This window comes from Pseudomonas sp. OTU5201 (assembly GCF_038440135.1).
GTDB lineage: Bacteria > Pseudomonadota > Gammaproteobacteria > Pseudomonadales > Pseudomonadaceae > Metapseudomonas > Metapseudomonas resinovorans.
Genome location: NZ_JASATC010000026.1, coordinates 1 through 24866, shown reverse-complemented (window position 1 = coordinate 24866; position 24866 = coordinate 1). Strand labels below are relative to the sequence as shown.

Genomic DNA, 24866 nt, shown 5'->3' with positions numbered 1-24866 from the left:
GCAACGGGGCCGTTGCCCCGTCGGCGCCAGTCAGCCACCGGCGCTGATGTGAGGGCCGTCAGGCGGACTTCACCGGAATCAGCTTCTCAGGCTTGATGGTATCTGGGCGCTTGGGCAGTGAAATTGTCAGCACACCTTTGGAAAAGCTGGCTTCGATCCGTTCTGCGTCAACGCCCTTGGGCAGACTGAACGCGCGTTGGAATGCACCGTAGTGCCGTTCGGACAGGTGGTAGTCCTTCTGCTTTTCCTCCTTTTCGGCCTTCTTTTCGCCACTGATGACGAGGTTGCCATTGGAGAGTCGGATCTGGATGTCCTTCTCTTCTATCCCTGGCAGCTCGGCGGTGACTTCGAATGAGTTTTCCTTCTCGGCAATGTCGATTGCTGGTATGCCGCGGCCGGGGGAGGTACGCCCCCAGAACGAATCGACGTCTGGCGCGCTGCGCCCGGGCGGGAAGTGCAGGGGAGACCGGCCGAAATCCTCGAACAGGCGGTCTATCTGCTGGCGAAGGGATTCAAAGGGATGCCATTGCTCCGGTACTGCGGGGCTCTTGGCAGGCGGGGACTTGATCTCTTCAGGACGGTTGCGTTCGGTGTCGGCCATGGTGGCTTGCTCCTCGATCGGTTTCTCGGGACGGCTCTTCAACGATTCTGTGAGCCTTCCGCCAAGGAATTTTGATCTTCGTCAAGTAGTTGATTTCTACCCATGACCCCCGGTCTGGCTGTGCGGAGTGCACAGGCTGCGATGGGTGATTTCTCTAACAGGTCGGAGCGATCGGGATTCCTTGATGTTGATCAATCGCGCCAGCCTGCCCAGGGCATAGCGTGGATTTGACAATCATCGACAGGCGTCGAGCGAGGAACACCATGGGGGTCTACAGGTTGGAACATCCCGAGGAGCTGCGGTCATACCTGGTGAACGGTCGCAGGTTTTTCGAGGTGCGCCCGGGCGAAGGGTCGGCGTGGCATTGGCAACAGGCGGCTGACACCTGGGAAGCCATCGCACTGGACTTCTTGGGGACGGGAGACTGCGCGAGTCTGTGCCCCAGGTGTGCGTGCTTCACGGTGGATATGCAGCCCGTTGGCGATGGTCAATCGTCGATTGGCGAGCAGGGCTGGGATTCCTGCCTGTCCGCAGATATCCAATCGGAGGCCCAGGGCCATAACCCCAGCAGCAGTTCCGGACAGCGCACGAAACATATCTGGCTTCATAAGTTCGGGAATGCTTTCAAAAAGCGATACGGCAGCTGTGGCTGCGTCGGTTGTGGTCGTTGCGAGCGCGCACCACGCAAGGACATCGGATCGAAGGAGGCGTTGCGCCGGGTTGCCAGACCATGATCTGCCTCACGCCCAGAAGGCTGAAGCTGGCGAGACGCCAGAAGGATGGCGACAAGGCGTATGTCCTGCGCTTTGTTATCGAGCATCCCCAGGATGAGGACCTCGCAACCATCCCTGGGCAGTTCTTCATGCTTAGTCTGTCGGGCGTAGGGGAAGGGCCGTTCAGTTACCTGGACCTGCCGGACAGCCTGGGAAGCTTTAGTGCGCTCATTCGCTCCAAGGGGCGACTGACTGCTGCGCTCGTGGCTCAGCCTGTAGGAACGGTGCTGGGCTACCGCGGACCGTACGGCGTGGGCTGGCCCTTGCTGATAAGCCGGAATTCCATCCTGATCATTGCCGTGGGCTATGGGCTGGTTTCCCTGGCTTCCTACATTAAGGAAACGTGCAACTGGAACCTACCGGCGAATCTGCGGCTGCTGCGTATCAGCAATGGCTGCGCGTCGTTGGAGTTCGATACGGCCTGTGCGCGTTGGAAGCAGGCGTTCAACGTGGCGGAGCTGGTCGTACCGGACATCACAGACGTCCAGCCCGAAGGTCAGGCGTTGCAGCAAATCGCTCGGCTGCTTGCCGAGAAGCGGCCGGATGCCGTGTTTTGTTGCGGCCCCGAGCCGGTCATGCAGGCCGCAGCAGGCTTGAGCGTGGCCAGAGGAGTGGCGCCGGAGAGCATTTGGTTGTCCATCGCGCGGCGTATGTCATGCGGCGTCGGCCTGTGTGGTCACTGCCATTTCGGCACGGCCTATGTCTGCATGCACGGCCCGGTTTTCCGCTACGACCATTACTTGCAGCAGCTTCGCCATTGCCAGCCCCAGGTGCCACGGTTCGGCGACTGGCTCTATTGAAGGTGTCACGGCCTCGCTTCGGCACCTGGGCAACCGGGGCGTGCGTCAAACAGCCCACCCTGGTATCGACTGGGGCAATCCGGGAACGAGTGGTAGTGCCACGTCGCCCGCAGATCGGAGGTGAACATGACCCTGCAACGTCTGTTACTGATCAGTGACTCGGCCAGTATCGCAACGCCCGCAGTAGCACGTGCAGCCGCACTGGCAGAGGCGACTGGGGCAATTCTGGATGTCGTGGTCTGCGGCGGCGCCGCGGGCAGTCTCTGGCTGCTGGACGAGAAGGTCCGTGAACAGGTCAGGCAGGGGTACCTGCAGCGCCAGCGCGAACTTCTAGACGAACTCGAGCAGCATTTGCGCGCCAGGGGTATCCAGGTTTCGCTGGAGGCCTTCTGGGCGGATGAGCCGGAGCAGGAGGTTCTGCGAATCCTGTCGTCCTCATCTGCGGACCTGGTGATCAAGGCCACCCGGCACGAATCCGGATTCAAGCGCGCGTTCATTACTCCGCTGGATTGGCAGTTGTTGCGCAGTTGCCCGACTCCCTTGCACCTCGTCACCACGGCGGACAACCCCTTGCCGAAGAAGGTGGCGGCGGCGGTGGACCTGTCGGCCAAAGATGTGGAAAGCGACCGGCTGAACGAGCGCATCGTCTCGGTGGCAGAGCAGTTCGCCAAGCAATGTGGCGCCCGCCTGCACCTCATAGCGGCTTACGACGTATCTCCGTCATTTCTGGCCTACGCCGCAAGTCCGGTCGGCTGGACCGAAGCCCTTCAGAAAACGCTGACAGGGCACGTGCATGAAGCCTTCAGCCAGTTCGCAGAACGGCATGGCGTGCCCTCCCATCGACAGCACTTGCTGGCTGGGGCGCCGGCCAGGACGATCGCCGAGTTTGCGGTGCGCGACGGAATTGATGTGGTGGTCATGGGGACGCTGACGCATAGCGGAATAGACAAGGTGCTGGGCAGTACGTCAGAGCAGGTGCTTTACAAGGTGCCCGGTCTCATTGCCGTGCGTCCCGAGTCAGTCTGAGTCTTCTGCCAGGGCGTCCTGTTCGACAGCACGGCCCTGCAGGCATAGGGCGGGAAGGTCCAGCAAGTGCACTTCCCGGCCCTCGTTGCCGATCAGGCTCTGCTCGCGAAAGCGGGTAAACAGCCGGCTGACCGTTTCTGTCGTCATGCCCAGGAAGTTGCCGATGTCGCAGCGTTTCATCGGCAGGACGAAGTTCGATGCCGACAGGCCGCGCTGGCTGTAGCGAGCGGAGAAGTTGAGCAAGAACGCGGCAAAACGCTGCTCTGCACTGTCTCGTGAGTGGCTGTGACGTTCATGCTCTGCATGGATTTCACGGCTCATGATGCCCAGCAGTTGCTTTCGCAGCACAGGCATCGTCCCCGCCAACTCTTCGAGCTGGTGCAGGGGAATGGTGCAGACCGCCGAGGTTTCCAGCGCGACCGAATAGCTGGGGTAGTTGTCGCAGCCTATGGCGTCCAGGCCGATCAGTTCCCCTGGCAGGTGGAAACCAGTGATCTGCTCCACGCCGTCGGCGGAGAGCAGGTAGGTCTTGATAGCGCCTGAACGCAGTGCATAGACGTGTTGAACGGGTTCACCCGCGCGGATCAGGTAGTCGTGCTTATGAAGCGGTCGGTTTCGCTTGATGATGCCTTCAAGCTCGCTGATTTCAGCCTCGAGCAGGCTTACGGGCAGGCAAAAACGGCTCAGCGAGCAGTCGTGGCAGTTGATATTCAACCGCGCCTCCGATTCCGGGGTGCTGCCCAGCGAGTCATGTGTCATGGAATGCGCCTGTTCAGTATTTCAAACACTTAGTTTAGTGGGTTGAAGTGCCCTGAGTACGGCTGTTCGTCCGTTTTATGGCGAACAAATTTCTGCTGTTTATTTGATGATTTAAGTATCTGAGTTTGAAATATTTAATGCTTCTACTCTGTCAGCTGAATGCCGCCTGTATCACGCCATCAGCCTCTGGCCGGGGCGCGCGGACACGTTTGATTCACATCACATCGTGTGGTTGAGACCGGCATCAGGCATTCGTCGACCTGGCCGAGCGCCACGGCCTATCCACAGAGCAACGCCACTTCGTCATGGGGCATCCGATATCGGGAATCGTCGAGTTCGCCGACTCGGAGAATGCTGACGTCGTCGTCATGGGGCGTATACAGCGCAAGGGGCTGGGCTGTGTCGATCCTCTACCGCCCCCAAGGCCCGTGAGGGCCTCGGTAATGCTGCGATTCCGCACGCCAGATCCGGCGTGAAGGACTACGATCCTGTTCGACCTGGCTCGATTTGGGACCTGACGGCTCCCGATGAGCATCGGAAGGGTCAACCCGGTTCGGCTTGCTCCGCCGACTGGGCCACGGAGTCAGCTGCACGCCATTGCGCCGACTCCAGCCGGTTACGGCCGCGTTGCTTGGCCTGGTAGAGCAGTCGGTCCACGGCCTGGATGAAGGGCAGGGGCTGGTCGTCGTGACGGGGAACCACAGTGCCGACGCCAAGGCTGATGGTGAGCAGCGAAGCAACGCCGGATTTCTCGTGGGGGATGCACTGCTCGCGGATCAGCTTGCGGCAGCGCTCGGCCACCTGGCGGGCGGCAGGCTCGTCGGTAGCCGGGAGGATCAGGACGAATTCCTCGCCGCCGAAACGGGCGACGAAGTCGCGGGGGCGGATGGCGGCATTCATCAGGGCGCGGCCGACACTCCTCAGGCAGTCGTCGCCCTGGATATGGCCGTAGTGATCGTTGTACTGCTTGAAGTAGTCGATATCGAGCAGGATCAACGACAGCGGCTCACCCGTGCGCTGGGCGTTGGCCCATTCCATGTCGAGCATCGAGTCGAACATGCGCCGGTTGGCGACGCCGGTGAGGCCATCCTTGTAGGAATACTCTTCGAGCTGCTTCTGCAGGTCGATCAGTTGCTGCTCGGCCTTCTTGCGCTCGCTGATGTCGAACATGAAGCCGATCAAGGCTTCCACGTCACCCTCGCTGTTGCGCATCACATGCACCACGTCGCGAATCCACACGTAGTCGCCGCTGGAGGTGAGGGCGCGATAGTCCGCCTCGTGGTCGGTACCGGCCTGGGACTGGGAAACGCAGAAGGCGACGACCGCGTCACGGTCGTCCGGGTGCATGCGTTCGGCCCAATCGTTGACCGTCACCCAGCTGGACTGGCTCCAGCCCAGCAGTGCCTCGATCTGGGGGCCGATGTAGGCGAAGGTCATGGTCGGCCAGTCGATCTTCCAGGGGATCGCCCGGGTGGACTCCAGCAGGGCCTTGTATACCTCCTGGGTGGATTCGATGTCATCGCTCATGGCTGCCCCCGTGCTGGCCGATTCGGTTGGCGCCTTCCCTTGCGCAAAGCCTTCTTATACCGAATCAGCCAGGATTCAGGCAGTGGCTTCGGCGGCGAGGAGGTCGATCTCGTCGGCTTGCGTGCAGGCGCCGCAGAATGCCCCAGCCTGGGCGTGCTGGGGCGGTGCGTGTTCAGGCGCCCGGTTTCGCGGCCGGGGCGGCACCGGGCAGAGGCACGCCCTTGGGCCAAAGCAGCCAGATCTGGCCCTGCTGCTTCATGTTACCGGCCAGTTCACCCGCTTCGGCGCCGGTACCCCAGAACAGGTCCGCGCGTACTTCGCCGGCGATGGCGCCGCCGGTGTCCTGGGCGGCTACCGGGCGGGTCACCGGGCTGCCGTCGGGGCGGGTGGTGGAGAGCCAGAGCAGGCTGCCCAGGGGGATCACCTTGCGGTCGATGGCAACGCTGTACCCGGCGGTGAGTGGCACGTTGAGGGAGCCGCGCGGGCCTTCGTTGCTGTCTGGGTTGAGGCCGAAGAACACGAAGCTGGGGTTGCTCGCCAGCAGTTCCGGCACCCGTTGCGGGTTGGCCTTCGCCCAGTCTCGGATTGCGCCCATGCTGACATCTTCTTTCTTCAGCTGTCCTTGCTCCACCAGCCAGCGCCCCACGGGGCGATAGGGGTGGCCGTTCTGGTCGGCATAGCCGATGCGCAGTTGGCGACCGCTTTCCAGCTGGATGCGGCCAGAGCCCTGGATCTGCAGGAATTGCAGGTCCATCGGGTCGGTCAGCCAGGCCAGCACCGGGGCCTTGACGCCCTGGGTGCGGATGGTGGCGGCGTCGTCATAGGGCTTGAGGACGCGACCTTCCAGGCGGCCGCGCAAGCGCTTGCCCTTGAGCTCGGGGTAGAGGCTGTCCAGGGCGACCACGATCATGTCTTCAGGAATCCCGTAGACCGGAATCGGCGTTTGCTCGGTCTGCTCCAGGCTGCCGGCATACACCGGCTCGTAGTAGCCGGTGATCAGGCCTTCGGGGCTATTGCGGGCGTTGCGCAGGCTGTAGACCTCCAGCTGGGACTTCAGATAGGCGCGTACGGCGACCGGATCTTCCGGCACCTGGGTGGCGCTGGCGCAGGTGGCCGACCAGATCGGGTCCTTGGCCAGTCGCGCGCAGGCCGAACGCCAGGCGTTGAAGCCGGCAATCACATCGGCATCGCTGCTGGCGGGGAGGTCTTCCCAACGGGCCTTGGAATAGGTGTCGACCTTGGGCGGTTCGGGCTTGGCGGGCTCCTTGTCGCAACCGGCGAGCAGGGAGAGCAGGGCGGTGACGCAGAGCGCCAGCCGACCTCGGCGGAAGAGGGGGGCCATCACGTCGTGGTGTTCCTGGTGAGTGATTCGAGCGCGGTAGCTTGGTGAATGGCTGGGACAACGTCAAATTCGACGCACGGTTGTATTGATCCAAGCCACTGAAATCATAAGGAAATATTCATCTAATAGGGTGCTAGCAGCTTAAACTGAGGCCTTTGGTGTGACCCGTATCGTTAGAAACTTCCGCAAGACCCTCGACGCCGTGGCCCTGAACAACGAGGCCGCCGCCGTGGCCGTGATGCGCGCAGCCGACCGAATCGGCGACGCCGCGCTGAAAGAACAGCTGTTCAATGTGATCCAGCGAATGAATCAGGACGCGGCCGAGCTGCGCGTGGTGCGTGACCATGTCTCCTGAACTCTTGCAAGGGGATGCTGCTGTTTCGATTGAATGAAATTGCTGCTTGACCTGAAGGCATTCGGGCTTCTAGATTGCCCGCCATGACTCAATTCCCTTGGTTGTCCGGCCCCGCGATTATTACCGCCATTCCAGCAGTGGCGGGTTAGCCGACGACCAAACAGAAACCCGCCCTCGAGGCGGGTTTTTTCCTTCTGTCTCCTGGGCGCTGAAATCGAAACCAGGAGCCCAGCATGACCACCTTCACCACCCAACCCGGCACCCCGCTCACCGAGCGCCCACTGGATGAGCGCGAAGGCCTGATCAAACACTATGTGCGCAAGATTCTCGCCGCGCCGGTGTACGACGTTGCCATCGAAACGCCCCTGCAGCCGGCACGCCAGCTCAGTGAGCGCCTAGGCAACCAGGTGCTGCTCAAGCGCGAAGACCTGCAGCCGGTGTACTCGTTCAAGATTCGCGGCGCCTACAACCGCGTGGTGCAGCTGAGCGCCGAAGAGCGTGCGCGCGGGGTGATCGCCGCTTCAGCTGGCAATCATGCGCAGGGGCTGGCGCTGGCAGCGCGTGAGCTGGGCGTGCAGGCGACCATCGTGATGCCGCGCACCACACCCGAACTGAAGGTGCTGGGCGTGCGTTCGCGTGGCGGCAAGGTGGTACTGCATGGCGATGCCTTCCCCGATGCCCTGGCTCATGCACTGAAACTGGCGGAGGAGTGCGGCTTGACCTTCGTACCGCCCTACGACGACCCGGACGTGATCGCCGGCCAGGGCACCGTGGCGATGGAAATCCTGCGCCAGCACGCCGGCCGCCTGGACGCGATCTTCGTGCCCGTAGGCGGGGGCAGCCTGATCGCGGGCATCGCCGCCTATGTGAAATACCTGCGCCCCGAGGTGAAGGTGATCGGTGTCGAACCGGAGGATTCCAACTGCCTGCAGGCTGCCTTGGCCGCCGGGGAGCGGGTGGTGCTCAGCCAGGTGGGGCTGTTCGCCGATGGCGTGGCGGTGGCGCAGATCGGTGCACATAACTTCGAGGTCTGCCGGCATTTCGTCGACGAGGTGCTGACGGTGAGCGCCGACGAGATCTGTGCGGCGATCAAGGACATCTACGACGACACCCGCTCGGTCACCGAGCCCGCCGGTGCCCTGGCGGTGGCGGGGATCAAGAAGTACGTGGAGCGCGATGGCGTGAGCGATCACACCCTGGTGGCCATTGACTCGGGCGCCAATATCAACTTCGACCGCCTGCGCCATGTGGCCGAGCGTGCCGAGTTGGGGGAAAAGCGCGAGGCAATCATCGCCGTGACCCTGCCGGAGCGCCCCGGTGCCTTCAAGGCTTTCTGCGAGGCCCTGGGCCGTCGGCAGATCACCGAATTCAACTACCGCTACAACTCGGGGGACGAGGCGCACATCTTCGTCGGTGTGCAGACCCATCCGCTGACCGATCCGCGCGTGGCTCTGGTGGAGAATCTGCAGGGGCAGGGTTTCCCGGTGCTGGACCTGACCGATAACGAGCTGGCCAAGTTGCACGTCCGTCATATGGTGGGAGGCCGCGCTGCGTACATCGGCGAAGAGCGGTTGTTCAGTTTCGAATTTCCCGAACGCCCCGGCGCATTGTTCAACTTCCTCGACAAGCTGGGCGGGCGCTGGAACATCACCCTGTTCCACTACCGCAACCACGGCGCCGCCAATGGTCGCGTGCTTGCCGGGTTGGAAGTGCCGGAGGATGAGTCCCACTTGATCCACGAGGCACTGGACGAAATCGGCTATCCCTATCGGGAGGAGAGCGATAACCCGGCCTGCAAGCTGTTCCTGGGATAGCGTCTGCTTTTTTGTGGGGGTGATTTCAATCGCCAAGCGAACCGCAGGTTCGCCTTTCGACATCCGAAGGGGGCAGCGTTGCTGGCCATGGCGAATGAAGCGGCTATGTCTGCGTAAAGTGTTGAAGGCCCTGGAGTCCCTTGCAGGAGCTAGCTTGCTAGCGAACGCGGACATTTTCGCCAGCAAGCGGGCTCCTACAGGCAATTCCGACAAAAGCGATGTTAACGCTAACAATCTGATGTTAGAGTGCGCCACATTCGTTGACCGATCCTTTGGAGGACTGCCCATGTTGACCTGCGGAGAGCTGCTGGTTGAGCTGCTGGAAGGCTTTGGTGTGGATACCGTGTTCGGTATCCCGGGTGTGCACACGGTGGAGCTATATCGCGGCCTGCCCAATACCGGTATCCGTCATGTGACGCCCCGCCACGAACAAGGCGCCGGCTTCATGGCTGACGGCTATGCCCGTGTCTCTGGCAAGCCAGGCGTGTGCTTCATCATCACCGGCCCGGGCATGACCAACATCACCACCGCCATGGGCCAGGCGTATGCCGACTCCATTCCCATGCTGGTGATCTCCAGCGTCAACAACACCGAACAACTGGGCATGGGCGGTGGCCGCCTGCATGAGCTGCCGTCGCAGCGCAACCTGGTGTCCGGTGTCGCCGCCTTCAGCCACACCCTGATGCGCCCGGACGAACTTCCGGAGGTACTGACCCGCGCCTTCGCCGTGTTCAATGGCGCCCGTCCGCGCCCGGTGCACATCGAGATCCCAATCGACGTGATCACGGCCCCGGCCGACCATGTACGTCGCAAGCTGGGCGCACTGCCGAGCCGCCCCGGCCCTTGCCTGGACGCCATCGCCCGCGCTGCCGAAATGCTCAAGACCGCCAAGCGCCCGCTGGTCCTGCTGGGTGGCGGCTGCGCTGATGCGGGCGCCGAAGCGCAGCGTCTGGTCGAAGCGCTGGATGCGCCCACCGCCTACACCATCAACGCCAAGGGCGTGCTGCCCAAGGGCCACCCGCTGGCGTTGGGCTGCAACCAGGCCTGGGTGCCGGTGCGCCAGATGGTGCTGGAGTCCGACGTGGTGCTGGCCATTGGTACCGAGCTGGGCGAAACCGACTATGACGTGGTGTTCGACGGCAACTTCCGCATCGAGAGCCAACTGATCCGTATCGACATCGACGCCGAACAACTGAACCGCAACTACCCGGCCGACATCGCCATCCTCAGCGACTCCGGCAAGGCCATGGCTGCCCTGGCCGACGCCCTCGGCGCGGGTGCTGCCTTCAGTGCTGACAGCGCAGGTTCGCAGCGTGCCGCCAAGGTGCGTGACGAACTGGACGCCCAGTGGCCGGAAACCTGGAATGGCCAGCGCAAGGTACTGGAGACCCTGCAGCAGACCCTGCCGGACCTGATCGTGGCGGGTGACTCGACTCAGCCGGTGTATTCCGGCAACCACCTGTTCGAAGCGACCCGTCCGCGCAGCTGGTTCAACTCCGCCACTGGCTACGGCACCTTGGGCTACGGCCTGCCGGCGGCCGTTGGCGCCAAGTTGGCCGCGCCCGAGCGCCCGGTAATCGCCCTGATCGGTGACGGTGGTATTCAGTTCACCCTGCCGGAACTGGCCTCGGCCGTGGAAGCCGGCGCGCCGATCATCGTGCTGCTGTGGAACAACAGCGGTTACGGCGAGATCAAGCGCTACATGAAGAACCGCGATATCCCCACCATCGGCGTCGACATCTACACGCCGGACTTCCAGGGCTTGGCCCGTGCCTTTGGCTGCAATGCCGAGAAGGCCGAGAGCCTGGACCACCTGGCCGAGCTGCTGAAGACGGCCGCCAAGGCCGACCGCCCGACGGTGATCGAGGTGTGGGAGCACGCGGAGTTCCTGGCCTGATCCAGGCGAGGTCTTCGCTTTTCTGTGGGGGCGAATTCATTGGCTCTGTCTGCATTACGTGTTGCAAGCAGCTGCACTGCCCGTAGGAGCTGGCTTGCCAGCGAATGGCCCCGTTTCGCTGGCAAGCCAGCTCCTGCAAGGCTCTTGGCCGGATGGGAAATCTCTCGCAACCGCTAACGCAGACATAGCGAATTCATTCGCCTAGGGCGGCGTAGCCGCCCCGGGTGGAACCCAGGGCGAACCTGCGGTCCGCTTGGCGATTGAAATCGCCCCTACAAATCACGAATCGCCACCACAGGGGGTGTTCGGGAATAATGCCCCTCCCCGAGAACGCCGCCAGAGGCCAGGATGTCGACCAAGAGCAAACCCACGCTGCAGGACGTAGCCCGGCTCGCCGGGGTTTCCGGCATGACGGTGTCGCGGGCCCTTTCCAAGCCCGACGTGGTCTCTGAGCAGACCCGGCTGAAGGTCGAGCAGGCGGTGCGCGAGCTGGGCTACGTGCCCAACCTCGCCGCCAGCCAACTGGTGACACGCCGCAGCGGCATCGTCGGGGCGCTGATCACCACCATCACCAACCCCATCCTCGCCACCACCATCGAAATCCTCCAGCAGGGTCTGGCCCGCGCCGGCTACCACCTGTTGATCGGTGAAACCCGTTTCTCCCAGGAAGAAGAAGGCAAGCTGTTGCGGGCGTTCCTCGGCCGCCAACTGGACGGCCTGATCCTCGCCTATGGCTATCACGCGCCTGAGACCCTGGAACTGCTTCAGTCCACCGACATTCCGGTGATCGAACTCTGGGACCTGCCCGAGGGCGAAATGCCGCGCCAGCCTGTGGGGCAAGTGGTGGGCTTCTCCAACTGGGCCGCCGGCGCCGCGGCGGGACGTCACCTGGTGGAATGCGGTTACCGCAAGCCGGCCTTTTTCGGGTACGACGATGAGCGCGAGAACCTGCGCTTCGCCGGCTTCCGCCAGGCCATTCTCGACGGCCTGGGCATCGAACCGCAGCGTTTCAAGACTTCGCCTGTGCCGCACATCGATGACGGCGTGGAGGTGATCCAGCGCCTCGCCCGCGGTGAGATCAACTGCGACAGCGCTTTCTTTACCAACGACATGCCAGCCATTGGCGCGCTCTTCACCTGCCAGCGCCTAGGCGTCCGGGTTCCGGACGAAGTCGCCATTTGTGGCTTTGGTGACCTACCCATTGCGCGGGTGGCGATGCCCTCGCTGACTACCGTGCGAATCCCCTCCGAGCGGGTGGCAAACGCCACCGTGGAGCTGCTCTGTCAGCGCATTCGCGGCGAGCACTCCTGGGACGCACTGGTGGACGTGGGCAGCGAATTGGTGGCGCGGGAGTCGACGGCGCTAAGGCGTTAACAGCACATGCACCGCGTGCGGCCCATGGGCGCCGTAGAGCAACTGCCCGCCGATATCCGCCGTACTGGACGGGCCGGTCACCAAGTGCACCGCCTGGGTGTCGCGCGCCTTCAGTAATGGCCAGAGTTGCTCCAGACGCGCCAGCAGTCGGCTGCGTGACAGCACCACCAGGTGATGCTCCGGCAGGAAGTTGAGCCGGGGCGGGTTGTTGGTATCGGCGAGCATCACCAGGCTGCCCGTCGCGGCGATGCCGGCGAAGGCCTCGCCCACGGCGACCCTGTGATGGGGCAGGGCGCTGCCGACGTCCACCGGAAGGTCACGCCAATCCACGCTGGCCAGGGATGGGGCGAGGGCGACCGGTCCTGCCAGTCTCCGCCGCGCCAGATAGCCGGCGAGGGCGTCGGGCAGCGCCTGCATGCCTGGCAGGTATTCCAAGGTCACGCCTGTAGCGGCGAGCCGTTCGCGCAGGCGTTGCTCCAGGTCGCCGTCAGCGGCCAGGGCGATTGCGCTGGAGAACGGCCTGGGCGCTGGTGCATCTCCCGGCTGACGTCCGACTGCCAGGCGAACCTTGTCGAGGATCGCTGCGCGTGAGTCGCTCATGGTGCATCCCTCTTCTGTTGCTTTTCCCAGAGTCGCTGGAAGGTCGCACCCTGTGGCGCCGGCATGTCGCGTTCGGCTGTCCAGGCACCTGCAAGGGGCAGGCGACGCAAGCGTCCTCGACTGCCAGCGACCCGGTGCAGGATTTGCGCGAGCATCGCGCTGGCGAACCGGTAAAGGGCAGGGCGGCGCGCCAAGGCGCCCCACAGGCGCAGGCCCCAGCGACTGCCGGTTGGTGTCAGGTGCCGCTGCCACTGCTGATGGCGCAGCTCGCGGAGCATGTCGGGCAGAGGAATCTGCATCGGGCAGACTTCTTTGCAGCGGCCATTCAGGGTGCAGGCGTTGGGCAGGTCGCGGGTGTCTTCGAGGCCGGCGAGGTTCGGCGTCCAGACCGATCCCATGGGGCCGGGATAGATCCAGCCATAGGCATGTCCGCCGACCCAGTTGTACACCGGGCAGTTGTCCATGCACGCGGCGCAGCGAATGCAGCGCAGCATGGGGCGGAATGCGCCGGCGAGCATCTCGCTGCGGCCGTTGTCCAGCAACACCACATGGCATTCCTCGGGACCGTCATCGGCTGGGCCGCCGTAGATCGAGGTGTAGCTGGTCAGCGGCTGGCCGGTGGCACTGAGGGCCAGCAGTTGCAGATGGGTGCCTGCGTCGGCCAGCGTCGGCAACACCTTCTCGATGCTCGCCAGGACGATGCGCACCCGTGGCAGCAGGCTGGTCAGGTCGCCGTTGCCCTCGTTGGTCACCAGCACGTGCGTGCCGTCTTCGGCAACGAGGAAGTTGGCGCCGGTGATGCCAACGTCTGCGTCGATGAACCGCTGGCGCAACAATCGTCGGGCTTCCGCCAACAGGTCAGCCGGGTCGAGCAGGTACTCGTCGCGGCCCAGGTCCTGGTGGTGCTCATGGAACAGCGCCTGGACCTGCCTGAGCGTCTTGTGGATCGCCGGTCCGTTGATGTGGCTGGGCGGCTCGTCGGCCAACTGGAGGATGTACTCGCCCAGGTCGGTTTCGAAGCGCTGGATGCCGGCTCGGGCCAGGGCAGCGTTGATGCCCATTTCTTCGCCGATCATGGTCTTGCCTTTGATAACCTGGCGCGCTCCAGCCTGCCGGCAGATGGCGAGGACTTGCGCCTGGGCCTCCTCCGGCGTGGCGGCCCAGTGGACCTGGACGCCACGTTGGGAAGCGGCGGCTTCGTAGCGCTCCAGGTAATGGTCGAGGTGCGCCAGGGTGTGATCCTTGATGGCGCGTGCCTCGTCGCGCAGGGCCTGGAAACTGCCGGTGGCACCTACCTGGCGGCGAACGTGGGCGGCGAAGTGGCGGTTATCGGCCATCGCCTCTTGCAGTTCGGGGTCGAACAGCGCAACACGGGCCGCGGACTTGAAGCGGGCGGAACGCAATTCCATCAGTCGCTTCTCCCTTCGCCGATTGCAAGGCCATCTGCCATGCCCGCCAGCACTTCGGCGACGTGGAATACCCGTACCGGACTGCCCAGCCGGGTCAAGCGACCGCTGATGTTGAGCAGGCAACCGAGGTCGCCGCCGAGCACAGTGTCGGCGCCGCTGGCATGGATGTTCGCGACCTTCTGGCTGGCCATGCGCGCGGAAATGTCGGGGTACTTCACACAAAAGGTGCCGCCGAAGCCGCAGCAGGTTTCCGCTTCGTCCATTTCCACCTGTTCCAGCTCGTCGACCCCCGCCAACAGGCGCCGTGGTTGGTGCTTGATGCCCAACTCACGCAGGCCGGAGCAGCTGTCGTGATAAGTGGCAATGCCAGGCAGGCGTGCGGCGGGGCGGAAGTTCATGACCTCGTCGAGGAAACTCAACAGCTCATGACTGCGACCGGCCAGGTCGAGTGCACGTCCATGCCAGGCCGCGTCGTCCTCTAGCAGCTGCGGGTAGTGCAGCTTGAGAAGACTGACGCAGGAGCCGGAGGGCCCCACGACGTAGTCATAGCCGGCGAACGCTTCGATCAGCTTCTGCGCGAGTTCACGCGCGAGTCCTGTGGCACCGCTGTTGAAGGCCGGCTGGCCGCAGCAGGTCTGGTTCGCGGGCACCTCCACCTGGCAGCCGGCCTGTTCCAACAGGCGGACGGCAGCGAAGCCGACACTGGGGCGGTAGAGGTCCACCAGGCAGGTGTGAAAGAGCGCCACGCGAGGTTTCGAGTTGGACATCGGGCACCGGCTGAGTCGTATTTGGGTGTGGCGGACTCTATGTTAGCGATAACATTCTTGTCAACGCGATACCTGGCAGGGTGACCTGCGGTCCGGGGCTGGTGGAGAATGCAGCGTTTTCCTTTCCCGAGTCGCGATGCCTTGAGCTCCTCCGTCTTCGACCTCGCCCAGTGGCTACGATTGGAAGCCAGCCTGATCGATACCATCGGCCAGCCGGAATTTCCCGCGCGCCTGTTGCAGGCACTCTTCGCTGCCGTGCCCATCGACACGGCCTTCATCGTCGCCCATGCCCCGGGCCAACCCCCGGCCATGCTGGAGGAAGGGCGGGTGCTGCCCGTGCGGCGCGAGGAGGTTCATCGCTATCTGGCCGGCCCCTACCTGCTGGACCCGGTGCACCTGGCGTGTGTCGAGGGGCGTCGCCAGGGGTTGGTGCGGTTGGCCGATATCGCGCCCGACCAGTTCCAGGAGTCCGAGTACTACCGCAATTTCTACTCGTCCCACGGGCTGGCGGATGAAGTGAACATTCTTATCGGCCTGGAGCGCGCAGGTGGTATTGCCCTGTCGATGGGGCGAATCGCTTCCCACGGCGCCTTTGCGCCCGAGGAGCTTGCCGTGCTGGCATCTATCGAGCCTCTGGTGGCCGCTGCTGCCCGCAGGCACTGGGCAGCGGAAGCGGTCAGCGGCGATGGCGCGGGGCAGGCCCTGCACGCGCAGCTGGAACGCGCCTTCAATCGGTTCGGTGGTGACTGCCTGACTGATCGGGAGGCTGAAGTCGCGCGGCTGATCCTGCGGGGGCACTCGTCGAAATCGGTGGCGCATGAATTGGCCATCAGCGCGGATACGGTGCGGGTCCATCGCAAGAATATCCATGCCAAGCTCGGCATCAGCTCCCAGGGCGAACTGTTTTCGCTGTTCCTGGCCGCCATTGCCACGCCGGGCGCGGCATGACCGGGCACTTACCCTAATCTGGGTATGGTTCCGCCCGATGGCCGAACCTAGGCTGTCCCCCATCGTCACCGCCGGCCGCGCGCCGGTGGCCAACCGGGAGACAGCAGCATGGCCAACACACAAATCCATTCATTGCGCATCAGCGGCGAGCGCCTCTGGGGCCGCCTCATGGACATGGCGCGGATCGGCGCCACCGAGCAGGGCGGTTGCAACCGGCAGGCCCTGACGGACCTGGACAAGGCCGGTCGCGACCTTTTCGTGGGCTGGTGCCGCGAAGCGGGTTGTGAGATCAGCGTGGACCAGATGGGCAACGTCTTCGCCCGCCGCGCCGGCCTCGAAGACGACCTGCCGCCGGTGCTCACCGGCTCGCACCTGGATACCCAGCCTACCGGTGGCCGCTTCGACGGCGTCTATGGCGTGCTGGCGGGGCTGGAAGTGATCCAGACCCTGAACGACGCCGGTATTCGCACGCGTGCCCCGCTGGAGGTGGCGGTGTGGACCAACGAAGAAGGCGCGCGCTTCTCGCCGGCCATGATCGGCTCGGGTGTCTGGGCGGGTACCTTCGACCTTGCCTATGGCCACGGCCGCACGGACAAGCAGGGCGCGAGTATCGCCAGCGAGTTGGCCCGCATCGGTTACCTGGGAGAGCGCCCTGCGCGGGCTCGCCCACTGACGGCCTCCTTCGAAGTGCATATCGAGCAGGGGCCGATCCTCGAAACCGAGGGTCTGCAGGTGGGCGTGGTCACCGGGGTGCAAGGTATCCGTTGGTACGACCTGACACTGGAAGGACAGCCGGTGCATGCCGGCCCCACGCCGATGACGGTGCGTCGCGATCCATTCATGGGGCTTGGCGCCCTCCTTCCGCGCCTCTACCAACTGGCCGAGGAACATGGGCCCTGGGCTCGCGTGACCTTTGGCGACATCCGCGCCGAGCCCGGCTCGCGCAATACGGTGCCGGAGCGCCTGGTACTGGCGGTGGACCTGCGCCACCCCGACCAGGCTGTGCTGGAGCGACTGGACGCCGAGTTTCGCCGCATCGTTGCCGAGGAGGCCAGTCGCCATCGGTTGCAGGCAGACATTCGCGAGGAATGGCATTCCCCGGCGGTGACTTTCAATGGCGACTGCGTGGCGGCTGTGCAAGGCGCAGTGGATGAGCTCGGCTATTCGCATCTGCGGATGTGCAGCGGTGCCGGCCATGATTCGGTGTACCTGTCGCGGGTCGCCCCCACCAGCATGATCTTCGTCCCCTGCGAAGGGGGCATCAGTCACAACGAGGCGGAAAACGCCGCACCTGCCGACCTGGAGGCCGGCGCCAACGTCCTGCTGCACGCCATGCTGCGCATGGCTCAATCCTGACCTGGAGAACCTGATGAGCGCATTCACCCTGAAACACCGCCGCGACGGTGGCGATACCCCACGTCTGGAAAACTGGGGGGCCGATTCCGAGTACGGCGTCCTGCGTGACGTCCTGCTCGGCCCGGTGGATCACTACCACTGGCTGGAAACCAGCTCCATCTCGCGCAAGAGCCTGCGCCTTGGCTATCGCTTCGACGCCGCCGTCGCGCGTGCCCAGCATGCGGAGATGGTGGACGCGTATCGGGAGGCGGGCGTGACGGTGCACATGCTGCCGACGGACCCGAGCCTGAAGTATCAGGTGTTCGCCCGAGACTCCAGTGTGATGACGCCCTTCGGTCCTATCGTCACCCAGATGGCCCAGTGGTGGCGTCGCGGCGAGTACGCGCCGGTGATCCAGTTCTACAAGGACAACGGCATCCCGATCTACGACATGGTCACCGCCGGGTCTTTCGAAGGCGGCGATTTCATGATGCTGCAGCCGGGCGTGATTCTCTGCGGCTATACCGGCGAGCGCTCCCAGGAGCCGGCGGTGCAGCAGATGAAGGGCTGGCTGGAGGCCGAAGGCTGGGAAGTGAAGCTCTACGGCATGGACCCGTTCTTCGTACACATGGACGCCCTCTGCGTGATGCTGGCCGAGCGTCTGGCCGCCGTGTGCGTGGATGCCGTGGAGCCGGAGCTGGTTGACTGGCTGAAGGCCAAGGGCATTGAGATCGTCGATATCCCCTTCAAGGATGCGATGGAGCTGGGCTGCAATGTGGTGGCGCTAGGCGAGGGCAGGGTACTGTTGCCTTCCACCAGCAAGACGCTGAAGGAGAAGTGCCTGGCGCTGGGCCTGAAGGTCTATGACCCGGACATCAGCATGATCGCCAAAGGCGGTGGTGGCGTGCATTGCATGTGCCAGCCGCTGCGCCGCGATCCGGTCTGACGGCAGCGTTGTCGGGGGAGGGCCGCGGGGCGAACCTGCGGCTCACTCTGCCATTGAAATCATCACCCTTCAGTCGCTATCCGCCCCTGGACCTTCCGCCCATTGCAGCAGCCAATCGGCAAAGCGCCTGAGTTTCGGGTCACGGCTCTGCTTCGGTATCACTACGTAGTATTTTCCTGCCACCAGCGGCTGCTGGCAGGCGATCACCAAGTGGCCATCCTTGACCTCGCGATCGACGAAGAAGCGCGGCAGCACTGTTGCCCCGAGGCCGTGCAGGGCTGCGTCGAGCACGAACTGGAAATGTTCCAGGCGCTGGCCGGGCAAGGCCTCTATTTCCTTGGCAGAAAGGCCGGCACTGTGCAGCCAGAGCTGGGTAGAGGACTTGGTCAGGCTGGTGAGCGAGCTGTGGTGGAGCAGGGGATAGCGCAGGATATCGCGCCGCTCGACGATGGGGCCGAAGCGTTCCAGCAAGTCCGGCGTGCAAACGGCGACCATCTCGCCCTCCATCAGTAATCGCGCATCGAACTCCGGCCAGTCGCCGTCACCGTACAGAATACCCACGTCATAACCTTCGTGCCGGTCATAGAGGCGGCGCAGGTCGTTCATGATTTCCAGTTCGACTTCGGGATGCTCTCGGGCGTATTCCTTGAGCTTGGGCAGCAACCAACGGGTGGTGAAGGAGGGTTCGGCGCCAACTCTCAGGCGTCCGGAGTGGCTGCTGCGTACGCGCATGGTGGCGGCTTCCAGTTGGTCCAGCAGCAGGCTGACTTCTTGCACGTACTCACGGCCCTGGTCGGTCAGCAGCAGGCGCTGGCGCACCTTCTCCACCAGCGGGCAGCCGAGCATGTCTTCCAGATTCTTGATCTGCCGGCTGACGGCGCTCTGGGTGAGGTTCAGCTCCTCGGCGGCGCGGGTCACGCTCATGTGTCGGGCGAAAGCGGCGAAGCAGCTGAGGGAAATCATACTGGGGAGCTGGCGGCGCATTGCAGTTCATTACATTTTGGAATGATTGTCAGCAAGATATATCGATATTCGCACCTGGGCAAGCGCTCTAATCTCCGCCCCGAGGGACCATTGAAGGGTAGGCGCATCCCCCGGTTGCGTAGGCTCACGGACGCGCCGAGCTGCCCAGCGATGTCGATACTTGACCGGCTGGAATGCTCCATGACAACAAGCAGCAATGAACAGATGCTCCGTACCGACCTCGCTGCCGCTTATCGGCTGCTGGAGGTCAATGGCTGGAGCGACCAGGTCTTCACCCATATCTCGGTCAGGCTGCCGACGGATGAGCCTGCTTTCCTGATCAACCAGTACGGCTTGCGCCCGGATGAGGTCACCGCCTCCAACCTGGTGGCGATCGACGTCAACGGCCGCAAGCTCGACGACCGCGCCCCCGAAGTTAACCCCGCCGGTTTCACCATCCACAGCGCCATTCACATGCACCGCCACGATGCCGTCTGTGTAATGCACACCCACACCTTGGCCGGCATGGCCGTGGCGGCCCTTGAAGAAGGGCTGTTGCCGCTGAACCAGACCAACATGGCGTTCTACGAGCGGGTTGCCTATTACGACTACGAAGGCATTCCGCTGGACCTGGAAGTGCGCCAGCGCATCGTCGCCGCGCTGGGCGACAAGAAGTCCGCCATCCTCCGCAACCATGGACTGCTGACTGTCGGCCGCAGTGTGGCTGAGGCCTACTTCCTGATGTTCTACCTGAACAAGGCCTGCGAGATTCAGCTGGAGGCCATGAAAACTGGCCGCCCGCTGCGCATTCCGTCTCATGACGATTGTGATTTCACGGCCCGTCAGTTCGATAACGAACGCTACCACCTGGAAAGCGTCGACCTGGTCTGGCAGGCCGAATTGCGTCGACTGGACCGCCTGGGCGCGACCTTCAGGGCCTGATGCCCGTTCCGAACGCTTGAATCTGCCGTGCGAGCCGGGGCCACCAGCGACCGGTGCATCATCCACTACAAATACAAAAAGGTGTGACCATGCAAGAACAACCTGATGCCGGATCGGTACTTCCCCAGTCCGGAGGTCCCTTGAGCCAGTACAGCACCGCACAGCTGCTGCGTTTCCTGATCCCGTCGCTGATCGGCGTGATGCTGTTCCTGGTGCCGTTCGAGATCAACGGCAAGAGCAACATCCTCATTGCCTACGTGATCGACTACATCAACGACGTGGTCAAACCGATGATGGTGCCGGTCACCGTCGGTGTTGCGACCATCCCCAGTCTGATCACCCTGCTGGTGACCTTCAGCGCACTGAAGAAGAACCCCAACCGCTTCATCCAGCTGTTCAACCCGGGGCTGGGCTGGACCGCCGTGCGCGCCATCGGCGCCGTGCTGATGGTGATGACCTATTGGAAGATCGGGCCGGAGTGGATCTGGCACCGCAACACCGGCGGCGTGATGCTCTATGACGTCGGCCCGGTCGTGCTGGCCATCTATTTCCTCTCGGCCATCCTGCTGCCGCTGCTCACTGACTATGGCCTGATGGAGTTCGTCGGCAGCCTGGTCAGCCGTGGCTTCGAGAAGCTGTTCGGCCTGCCCGGCCGCGCCGCGGTGGACTGCATGGCCTCCTGGCTGGCGGCCTCCAGCGTGGGCATCATCCTTACCACCCAGCAGTATCGCCAGGGCTTCTACACCAGCCGCGAGGCCTGTGTGATCGCCACCAACTTCTCCATTGTGTCGATTGCCTATTCCTACCTGCTGCTGAAACTGATCGGCATGGAGCACGTCTTCGTGCCCTGGTACATCGCAGTGGCCATCACCGGCCTGCTCTGTGCCCTGATCGTGCCCAAGTTGCCGCCGCTGCGTGGCAAGCCGAATGCCTATCACCCCGTCGTGGGCAAGCAACTGAAGACCGATCGCCGCGAAGGCGAAGGTCTGTTCGCCCTGGGCCTGCGCCGCGCCATCGAGCGTGCGGACACCGCACCGTCGATCTTCGCCCAGGTGCGACATGGCGTTCACGTGAGCATGGACATCGCCATCTCCGTCTACCCGGCAATGATGGTGATTGGCTGCCTGGGCCTGGCCCTGGTGGAGTTCACTCCGCTGTTCAAATACATGGCGATCCCGCTGGTGCCCTACATGGAACTGCTGCAGTTGCCAGAAGCCGAGAAGGCCGCCCCTGCGCTGTTGGCAGGCATGGTCGACAGCATCATGCCGTCGATCCTGGGGGCCAGCATCCAGAGCGAGGTCACTCGCTTCGTGATGGTGGGCGTGGCGGTTAACCAGATCATCTTCTTCACCGAAGCGGCCATTCTGCTGATCCGCGCTGACATCGGCCTGAAGCTGCGTGACCTGCTGCTGATCTACGTAGTGCGGGTCCTGGTTTCGCTGCCGATCCTGGCGCTGCTGGCCCACCTGATCGTCGGCTGACCAGTTGACCGGCTGCCGGGGTGCCGCCAGGTACCCCGGCCCCAAGCCCATAACAAGATTCCCGATTCGGACTTCACTGCCATGGATAAACACACCGACTTCCGCTCGTCGAACCTCCCGGGGCCCTCCGGCGCCGCCGACCTCGTGCTGCTCAACGGCCGCATCTACACCGTGGACGAGTCCAACACCTGGGCCGAAGCGGTGGCCATTCGCGGCGGGCGGTTCGTCGCGGTCGGCTCCAGCGCCGAGATGGATGGCCTGATCGGCGCCCATACCCAGGTCCTCGACCTGAAGGGCCGCTTCGCCATGCCTGGCATCTACGACATGCATACCCATCCGGACCTGAAGCTGGCGCCTGGCTACGCGGGTTATCTGGAAGTCGGCGTCGAGGATCCGACACCGGAGCAGGTCAAGCAAGCCATTCTCGACTACGCCGCTGCCCATCCTGGCGATGGCTGGGTCTACGGCCAGTATTTTGTCCGCTACACCTTCAAGCAGGCCGGCCTGGTGCCGGATCGCGAATGGCTGGACAGTGTGCTGCCGAATCGCCCGGTGGCCATCCTCGACCGGTCCTGGGGCTGCATGATGGTCAACTCCAGGGCCCTGGAGCTGGCCGGTATCGACGCCAATACCCTGGACCCGCGTCATGGCTACATCGAGCGCGACAGCGTGACAGGTGAGCCCACCGGCATTCTGGTCGACGGCGCCTACGCGCTGATTCATGCCGCCATGCCACCAACTCCCCAGCACGCGCTCAGGCGTGCGTACCGCGAAGGCGTCTGGTTCCAGAGCGGTCATGGCGTGGTTGGTACCAAGTACGTGCATGTCTGCGAACACCGCCTCAATGCGCTGAAGTCCATCGACCAGGTCGGCGAGCTTTCAGTCCGCGTGGAAGCCGCCATCAGTTGGCAAGACGATATTTTCCCGGTGAAGCGCCGTTGGGAGCTGCTGGCCGGCGAGCGGCACTTCTATAGAAGTGCGCGGCTCAATGCCAATGCGGTGAAGTTCCACTTCGACGGCACCCACGAGTCGCGCTCGTCCTACCTGTCCAGTGCCTGGCCGGGTGAAAGCAGCTGGCGCGGGCACCTCAACCTGACACCGGAGCACATCACCGACATGGTGGTGGACATGGATCGCAAGGGCATTCGCGTGATCGCCCATTGCACCGGCGACGGCGCCTCCGACCTGTTCCTCGATGCCGTAGCCGAAGCGCGCCGGCGTAACGGCGAGAGTGGCGTGCGCCATCAGTGCGCCCACAGCACCACACTGCTGGACGCCAACCTGCCGCGCTTCGCCGAATTGCAGGTTACGGCGGAGTTCTCTCCAGTGGGCTGGTTCCCATCGTCCTTCGCCAACGCCCGCGCCGTGTTCGGCGAGGACCGCATGCAGCGCGCTTACAACTTCAAGGGTGTGCTGGAGCACGGCGGGGTGGCCGTGATGGGCACCGACTGGCCGGTTTCCAGTATCAATCCCTGGATCGGATTCGAGGCCATGGTCACTCGCGAGAATCCCTACGGCGAGGAAGAGGGTCAGTTCTATGGCAGCCCCATCAGCCTGGAGCAGGCCATTCGCGTGATGACGCTCAATGGTGCCTGGTGCATGGGGATCGAAAACAAGGCGGGTTCCATCGAGGTGGGCAAGTCCGCCGACCTCATCGTGCTCGATCGCAACCTGTTCGAGGTGGCGCCCAAGGGCAACATCCACAACACCCAAGTGCAGCTGACCCTGCTGGAAGGCGAAGTGACCTGGGACCGACATGGCGAGTTCGACGAAACCAGCTACGCCGCCACCTGGCGTGGCGAGTTGCCGAACTTCTGATGCGCAAGGCCGGGAGCATCCCGGCCGACGGCCAAGAGGCAGGACGATGAGTAAACGCAATCCCATTCCCGTGACCATAGTTTCCGGCTTTCTCGGCGCCGGAAAGACCACCTTGCTGAACCGCATCCTCTCCAGTGATCACGGTCTGCGCATGGCAGTGATGGTCAACGACTTCGGTGCCATCAATATCGACAGCCAACTGATCGTCAGCCAGACCCAGACCATGGTCAGCCTGGCCAACGGTTGTATCTGCTGCACCGTGGAAAGCGATCTGATCGAGCAGCTCGGGCGTTTGCTGGACGACCGCGCCAATCGGCCGGAGTACATCGTCATCGAGGCGAGCGGGGTATCCAATCCGAGCAAGATCGCCAACACGCTGCGTTACCCGCAGTTCCGCGAAGCGCTGGCCATCGACAGTATCCTGACGGTGGTCGATGCCGAGCAGTTCGGGCAGCTGGACGGCACCATGGCCCAACTGGCGATGGAGCAGCTGGATGTTGCGGACATCATCGTAGTGAACAAGGTGGATCGGGTCAGTCGGGAGCAGATTGACGCGCTCAAAGCTCGCTGGCTTTACCCTAATGCTCGGGTGCTGGAGAGTCAGTACGGCGAGGTACCGCTGGAACTGGTGCTGGGTGTGGGGCGCTTCAATGCGGCCTGGAGCTTCAGGCCGGTAACCGCGAGGCCCACACCGGCGCTGGTTTCAGAGCAGTCACACGACCATGGCGTCATCTTCGACACATGGAGTTTCGTCAGCGACCGACCGCTGTCCCTCAAGGCGCTGCGCAAGGCGATTGCGGCGCTGCCGAACGGAATCTACCGCGCCAAGGGCGTCTGCCAGATCGCGGAGGCGCCGGGTAAGCGCTGTATTCTGCATCTGGTTGGCAGCCGCAGTGAGATCAAGCCGGAAGACAGCTGGGAGGGCAGGGCGCCGCATACCCAACTGATCGTCATCGGAGCGCGCGGGGCGGTGGATGCCGTTGAGCTGCGGTCGGCGTTCGAGGCGTGTATTGCGTGTTGAGGCCGAGTGCTGGGATTGTTGAGGGCGGCGTTATGGCTCCGATTGCCATTGCCAAGCAAACCTCGGCTCTGCCTCTCGCACGTCCTGCGGTAGCTACGCGTCATTTGACGAATCAATTGTCTATGTCTGCATGACGTGTTGTAGGCAGCTGCATTGCCCGTAGGAGCTGGCTTGCCAGCGAGTGGCGGCGTTTCGCTGGCAAGCCAGCTCCTACAAGGCTCTCGGCCCGAGGGTAAATCTCGCAACAGCTCACGCAGACATAGCGAATCAGTTCGCCGCCACAGAGTAAGCATCTCCAGTCATTGGTTTTTGCGCTCCCGATAAAGAAAGAAGGCGCCACACGTGGCGCCTTCTGCCTTTCGAGGATT

General features: G+C 63.5%; 23 protein-coding genes. 15 read left to right on the top strand and 8 right to left on the bottom strand.

Annotated features, from left to right (window positions below; all coding sequences use genetic code 11):
• Positions 1-58: 58 nt before the first annotated feature.
• Positions 59-601, bottom strand: a complete 543-nt coding sequence (locus AAHM40_RS16885; RefSeq protein WP_342245672.1) for an Hsp20/alpha crystallin family protein — start codon at positions 599-601, stop codon at positions 59-61.
• 263 nt (positions 602-864) lie between these two features.
• Between AAHM40_RS16885 and AAHM40_RS27310 the strand changes: the two genes are divergently transcribed.
• From AAHM40_RS27310 to AAHM40_RS16875, 3 genes are all read left to right on the top strand, one after another.
• Positions 865-1335 carry a 4Fe-4S dicluster domain-containing protein gene (locus AAHM40_RS27310; RefSeq protein WP_446731583.1) on the top strand — a complete coding sequence of 157 codons (471 nt, stop codon included), beginning with the start codon at positions 865-867 and terminating at the stop codon, positions 1333-1335.
• On the top strand, positions 1332-2174 hold the full coding sequence (locus tag AAHM40_RS16880) for an iron-sulfur cluster-binding protein (protein ID WP_342245671.1): 843 nt from the start codon (positions 1332-1334) through the stop codon (positions 2172-2174). Before AAHM40_RS27310 ends, AAHM40_RS16880 begins: the two co-directional genes overlap by 4 nt.
• 126 nt (positions 2175-2300) lie before the next feature.
• Positions 2301-3200, top strand: a complete 900-nt coding sequence (locus AAHM40_RS16875; protein WP_342245670.1) for a universal stress protein — start codon at positions 2301-2303, stop codon at positions 3198-3200.
• On the opposite strand, the gene fnr is transcribed toward AAHM40_RS16875, so the two are convergent.
• On the bottom strand, positions 3192-3959 hold the full coding sequence (gene fnr / locus AAHM40_RS16870) for a fumarate/nitrate reduction transcriptional regulator Fnr (RefSeq protein WP_342245669.1): 768 nt from the start codon (positions 3957-3959) through the stop codon (positions 3192-3194). The genes AAHM40_RS16875 and fnr overlap by 9 nt on opposite strands.
• 260 nt (positions 3960-4219) lie before the next feature.
• On the opposite strand from fnr, the gene AAHM40_RS16865 reads away from it, so the two are divergent.
• Positions 4220-4435, top strand: coding sequence for a universal stress protein (locus tag AAHM40_RS16865; RefSeq protein ID WP_342245729.1), 216 nt, complete (start codon positions 4220-4222; stop codon positions 4433-4435).
• Between the two features lie 67 nt (positions 4436-4502).
• Here AAHM40_RS16865 and AAHM40_RS16860 read toward each other — a convergent pair whose 3' ends face one another.
• Both AAHM40_RS16860 and mltA read right to left on the bottom strand, forming a co-directional pair.
• Positions 4503-5486 (bottom strand): sensor domain-containing diguanylate cyclase, encoded by a 984-nt coding sequence (locus tag AAHM40_RS16860; RefSeq protein ID WP_342245668.1) that lies wholly within the window; start codon positions 5484-5486, stop codon positions 4503-4505.
• Between the two features lie 172 nt (positions 5487-5658).
• Positions 5659-6831 carry a murein transglycosylase A gene (mltA, locus tag AAHM40_RS16855; protein WP_446731582.1) on the bottom strand — a complete coding sequence of 391 codons (1173 nt, stop codon included), beginning with the start codon at positions 6829-6831 and terminating at the stop codon, positions 5659-5661.
• 157 nt (positions 6832-6988) lie between these two features.
• Between mltA and AAHM40_RS16850 the strand changes: the two genes are divergently transcribed.
• The 4 genes from AAHM40_RS16850 (at position 6989) to AAHM40_RS16835 (ending at position 12268) form a co-directional block, all read left to right on the top strand.
• A complete protein-coding gene (locus tag AAHM40_RS16850) occupies positions 6989-7183 on the top strand; it encodes a hypothetical protein (RefSeq protein ID WP_028629375.1) in 195 nt (64 codons plus the stop codon).
• Positions 7184-7416: 233 nt separating this feature from the next.
• On the top strand, positions 7417-8997 hold the full coding sequence (ilvA, locus tag AAHM40_RS16845; RefSeq protein WP_446731581.1) for a threonine ammonia-lyase, biosynthetic: 1581 nt from the start codon (positions 7417-7419) through the stop codon (positions 8995-8997).
• 286 nt (positions 8998-9283) lie between these two features.
• The gene (locus AAHM40_RS16840; protein ID WP_342245667.1) at positions 9284-10894 is read left to right on the top strand and encodes a 5-guanidino-2-oxopentanoate decarboxylase; all 1611 of its coding nucleotides are present in this window, start codon (positions 9284-9286) and stop codon (positions 10892-10894) included.
• Positions 10895-11242: 348 nt separating this feature from the next.
• Complete coding sequence (locus tag AAHM40_RS16835; protein ID WP_342245666.1) at positions 11243-12268, top strand: LacI family DNA-binding transcriptional regulator; 1026 nt, start codon at positions 11243-11245, stop codon at positions 12266-12268.
• Here the strand turns inward: AAHM40_RS16835 and AAHM40_RS16830 are convergent.
• Genes AAHM40_RS16830 through AAHM40_RS16820 form a run of 3 tightly spaced genes read right to left on the bottom strand, consistent with a single transcriptional unit; the run spans position 12257 to position 15044 of the window.
• Positions 12257-12868 carry a LutC/YkgG family protein gene (locus AAHM40_RS16830; protein ID WP_342245665.1) on the bottom strand — a complete coding sequence of 204 codons (612 nt, stop codon included), beginning with the start codon at positions 12866-12868 and terminating at the stop codon, positions 12257-12259. The two genes, AAHM40_RS16835 and AAHM40_RS16830, sit on opposite strands and share 12 nt — an antisense overlap.
• Complete coding sequence (locus AAHM40_RS16825; RefSeq protein WP_342245664.1) at positions 12865-14277, bottom strand: lactate utilization protein B; 1413 nt, start codon at positions 14275-14277, stop codon at positions 12865-12867. The genes AAHM40_RS16830 and AAHM40_RS16825 overlap by 4 nt, the downstream gene beginning before the upstream one ends.
• The gene (locus AAHM40_RS16820) at positions 14277-15044 is read right to left on the bottom strand and encodes a (Fe-S)-binding protein (RefSeq protein WP_342245663.1); all 768 of its coding nucleotides are present in this window, start codon (positions 15042-15044) and stop codon (positions 14277-14279) included. The genes AAHM40_RS16825 and AAHM40_RS16820 overlap by 1 nt, the downstream gene beginning before the upstream one ends.
• 108 nt (positions 15045-15152) lie before the next feature.
• Here AAHM40_RS16820 and AAHM40_RS16815 point away from each other — a divergent pair, with 108 nt between their 5' ends.
• From AAHM40_RS16815 to AAHM40_RS16805, 3 genes are all read left to right on the top strand, one after another.
• On the top strand, positions 15153-15992 hold the full coding sequence (locus AAHM40_RS16815; protein ID WP_342245662.1) for a helix-turn-helix transcriptional regulator: 840 nt from the start codon (positions 15153-15155) through the stop codon (positions 15990-15992).
• 108 nt (positions 15993-16100) lie between these two features.
• Positions 16101-17348 carry a Zn-dependent hydrolase gene (locus AAHM40_RS16810; protein ID WP_342245661.1) on the top strand — a complete coding sequence of 416 codons (1248 nt, stop codon included), beginning with the start codon at positions 16101-16103 and terminating at the stop codon, positions 17346-17348.
• A 13-nt stretch (positions 17349-17361) separates the two neighbouring features.
• Positions 17362-18273 (top strand): dimethylarginine dimethylaminohydrolase family protein, encoded by a 912-nt coding sequence (locus tag AAHM40_RS16805; protein ID WP_280285648.1) that lies wholly within the window; start codon positions 17362-17364, stop codon positions 18271-18273.
• Positions 18274-18342: 69 nt separating this feature from the next.
• Here AAHM40_RS16805 and AAHM40_RS16800 read toward each other — a convergent pair whose 3' ends face one another.
• Entirely contained in the window at positions 18343-19257 is a 915-nt protein-coding gene (locus AAHM40_RS16800) for a LysR substrate-binding domain-containing protein (RefSeq protein ID WP_342245660.1), read from the bottom strand.
• 180 nt (positions 19258-19437) lie between these two features.
• Here AAHM40_RS16800 and AAHM40_RS16795 point away from each other — a divergent pair, with 180 nt between their 5' ends.
• From AAHM40_RS16795 to AAHM40_RS16780, 4 genes are all read left to right on the top strand, one after another.
• A complete protein-coding gene (locus AAHM40_RS16795) occupies positions 19438-20178 on the top strand; it encodes a class II aldolase/adducin family protein (protein WP_342245659.1) in 741 nt (246 codons plus the stop codon).
• A gap of 89 nt (positions 20179-20267) precedes the next feature.
• Positions 20268-21659 (top strand): YjiH family protein, encoded by a 1392-nt coding sequence (locus AAHM40_RS16790; RefSeq protein ID WP_342245658.1) that lies wholly within the window; start codon positions 20268-20270, stop codon positions 21657-21659.
• Between the two features lie 81 nt (positions 21660-21740).
• The gene (locus tag AAHM40_RS16785; protein WP_342245657.1) at positions 21741-23477 is read left to right on the top strand and encodes an amidohydrolase; all 1737 of its coding nucleotides are present in this window, start codon (positions 21741-21743) and stop codon (positions 23475-23477) included.
• Between the two features lie 46 nt (positions 23478-23523).
• Positions 23524-24498, top strand: a complete 975-nt coding sequence (locus AAHM40_RS16780; protein WP_342245656.1) for a CobW family GTP-binding protein — start codon at positions 23524-23526, stop codon at positions 24496-24498.
• Positions 24499-24866: the final 368 nt, after the last annotated feature.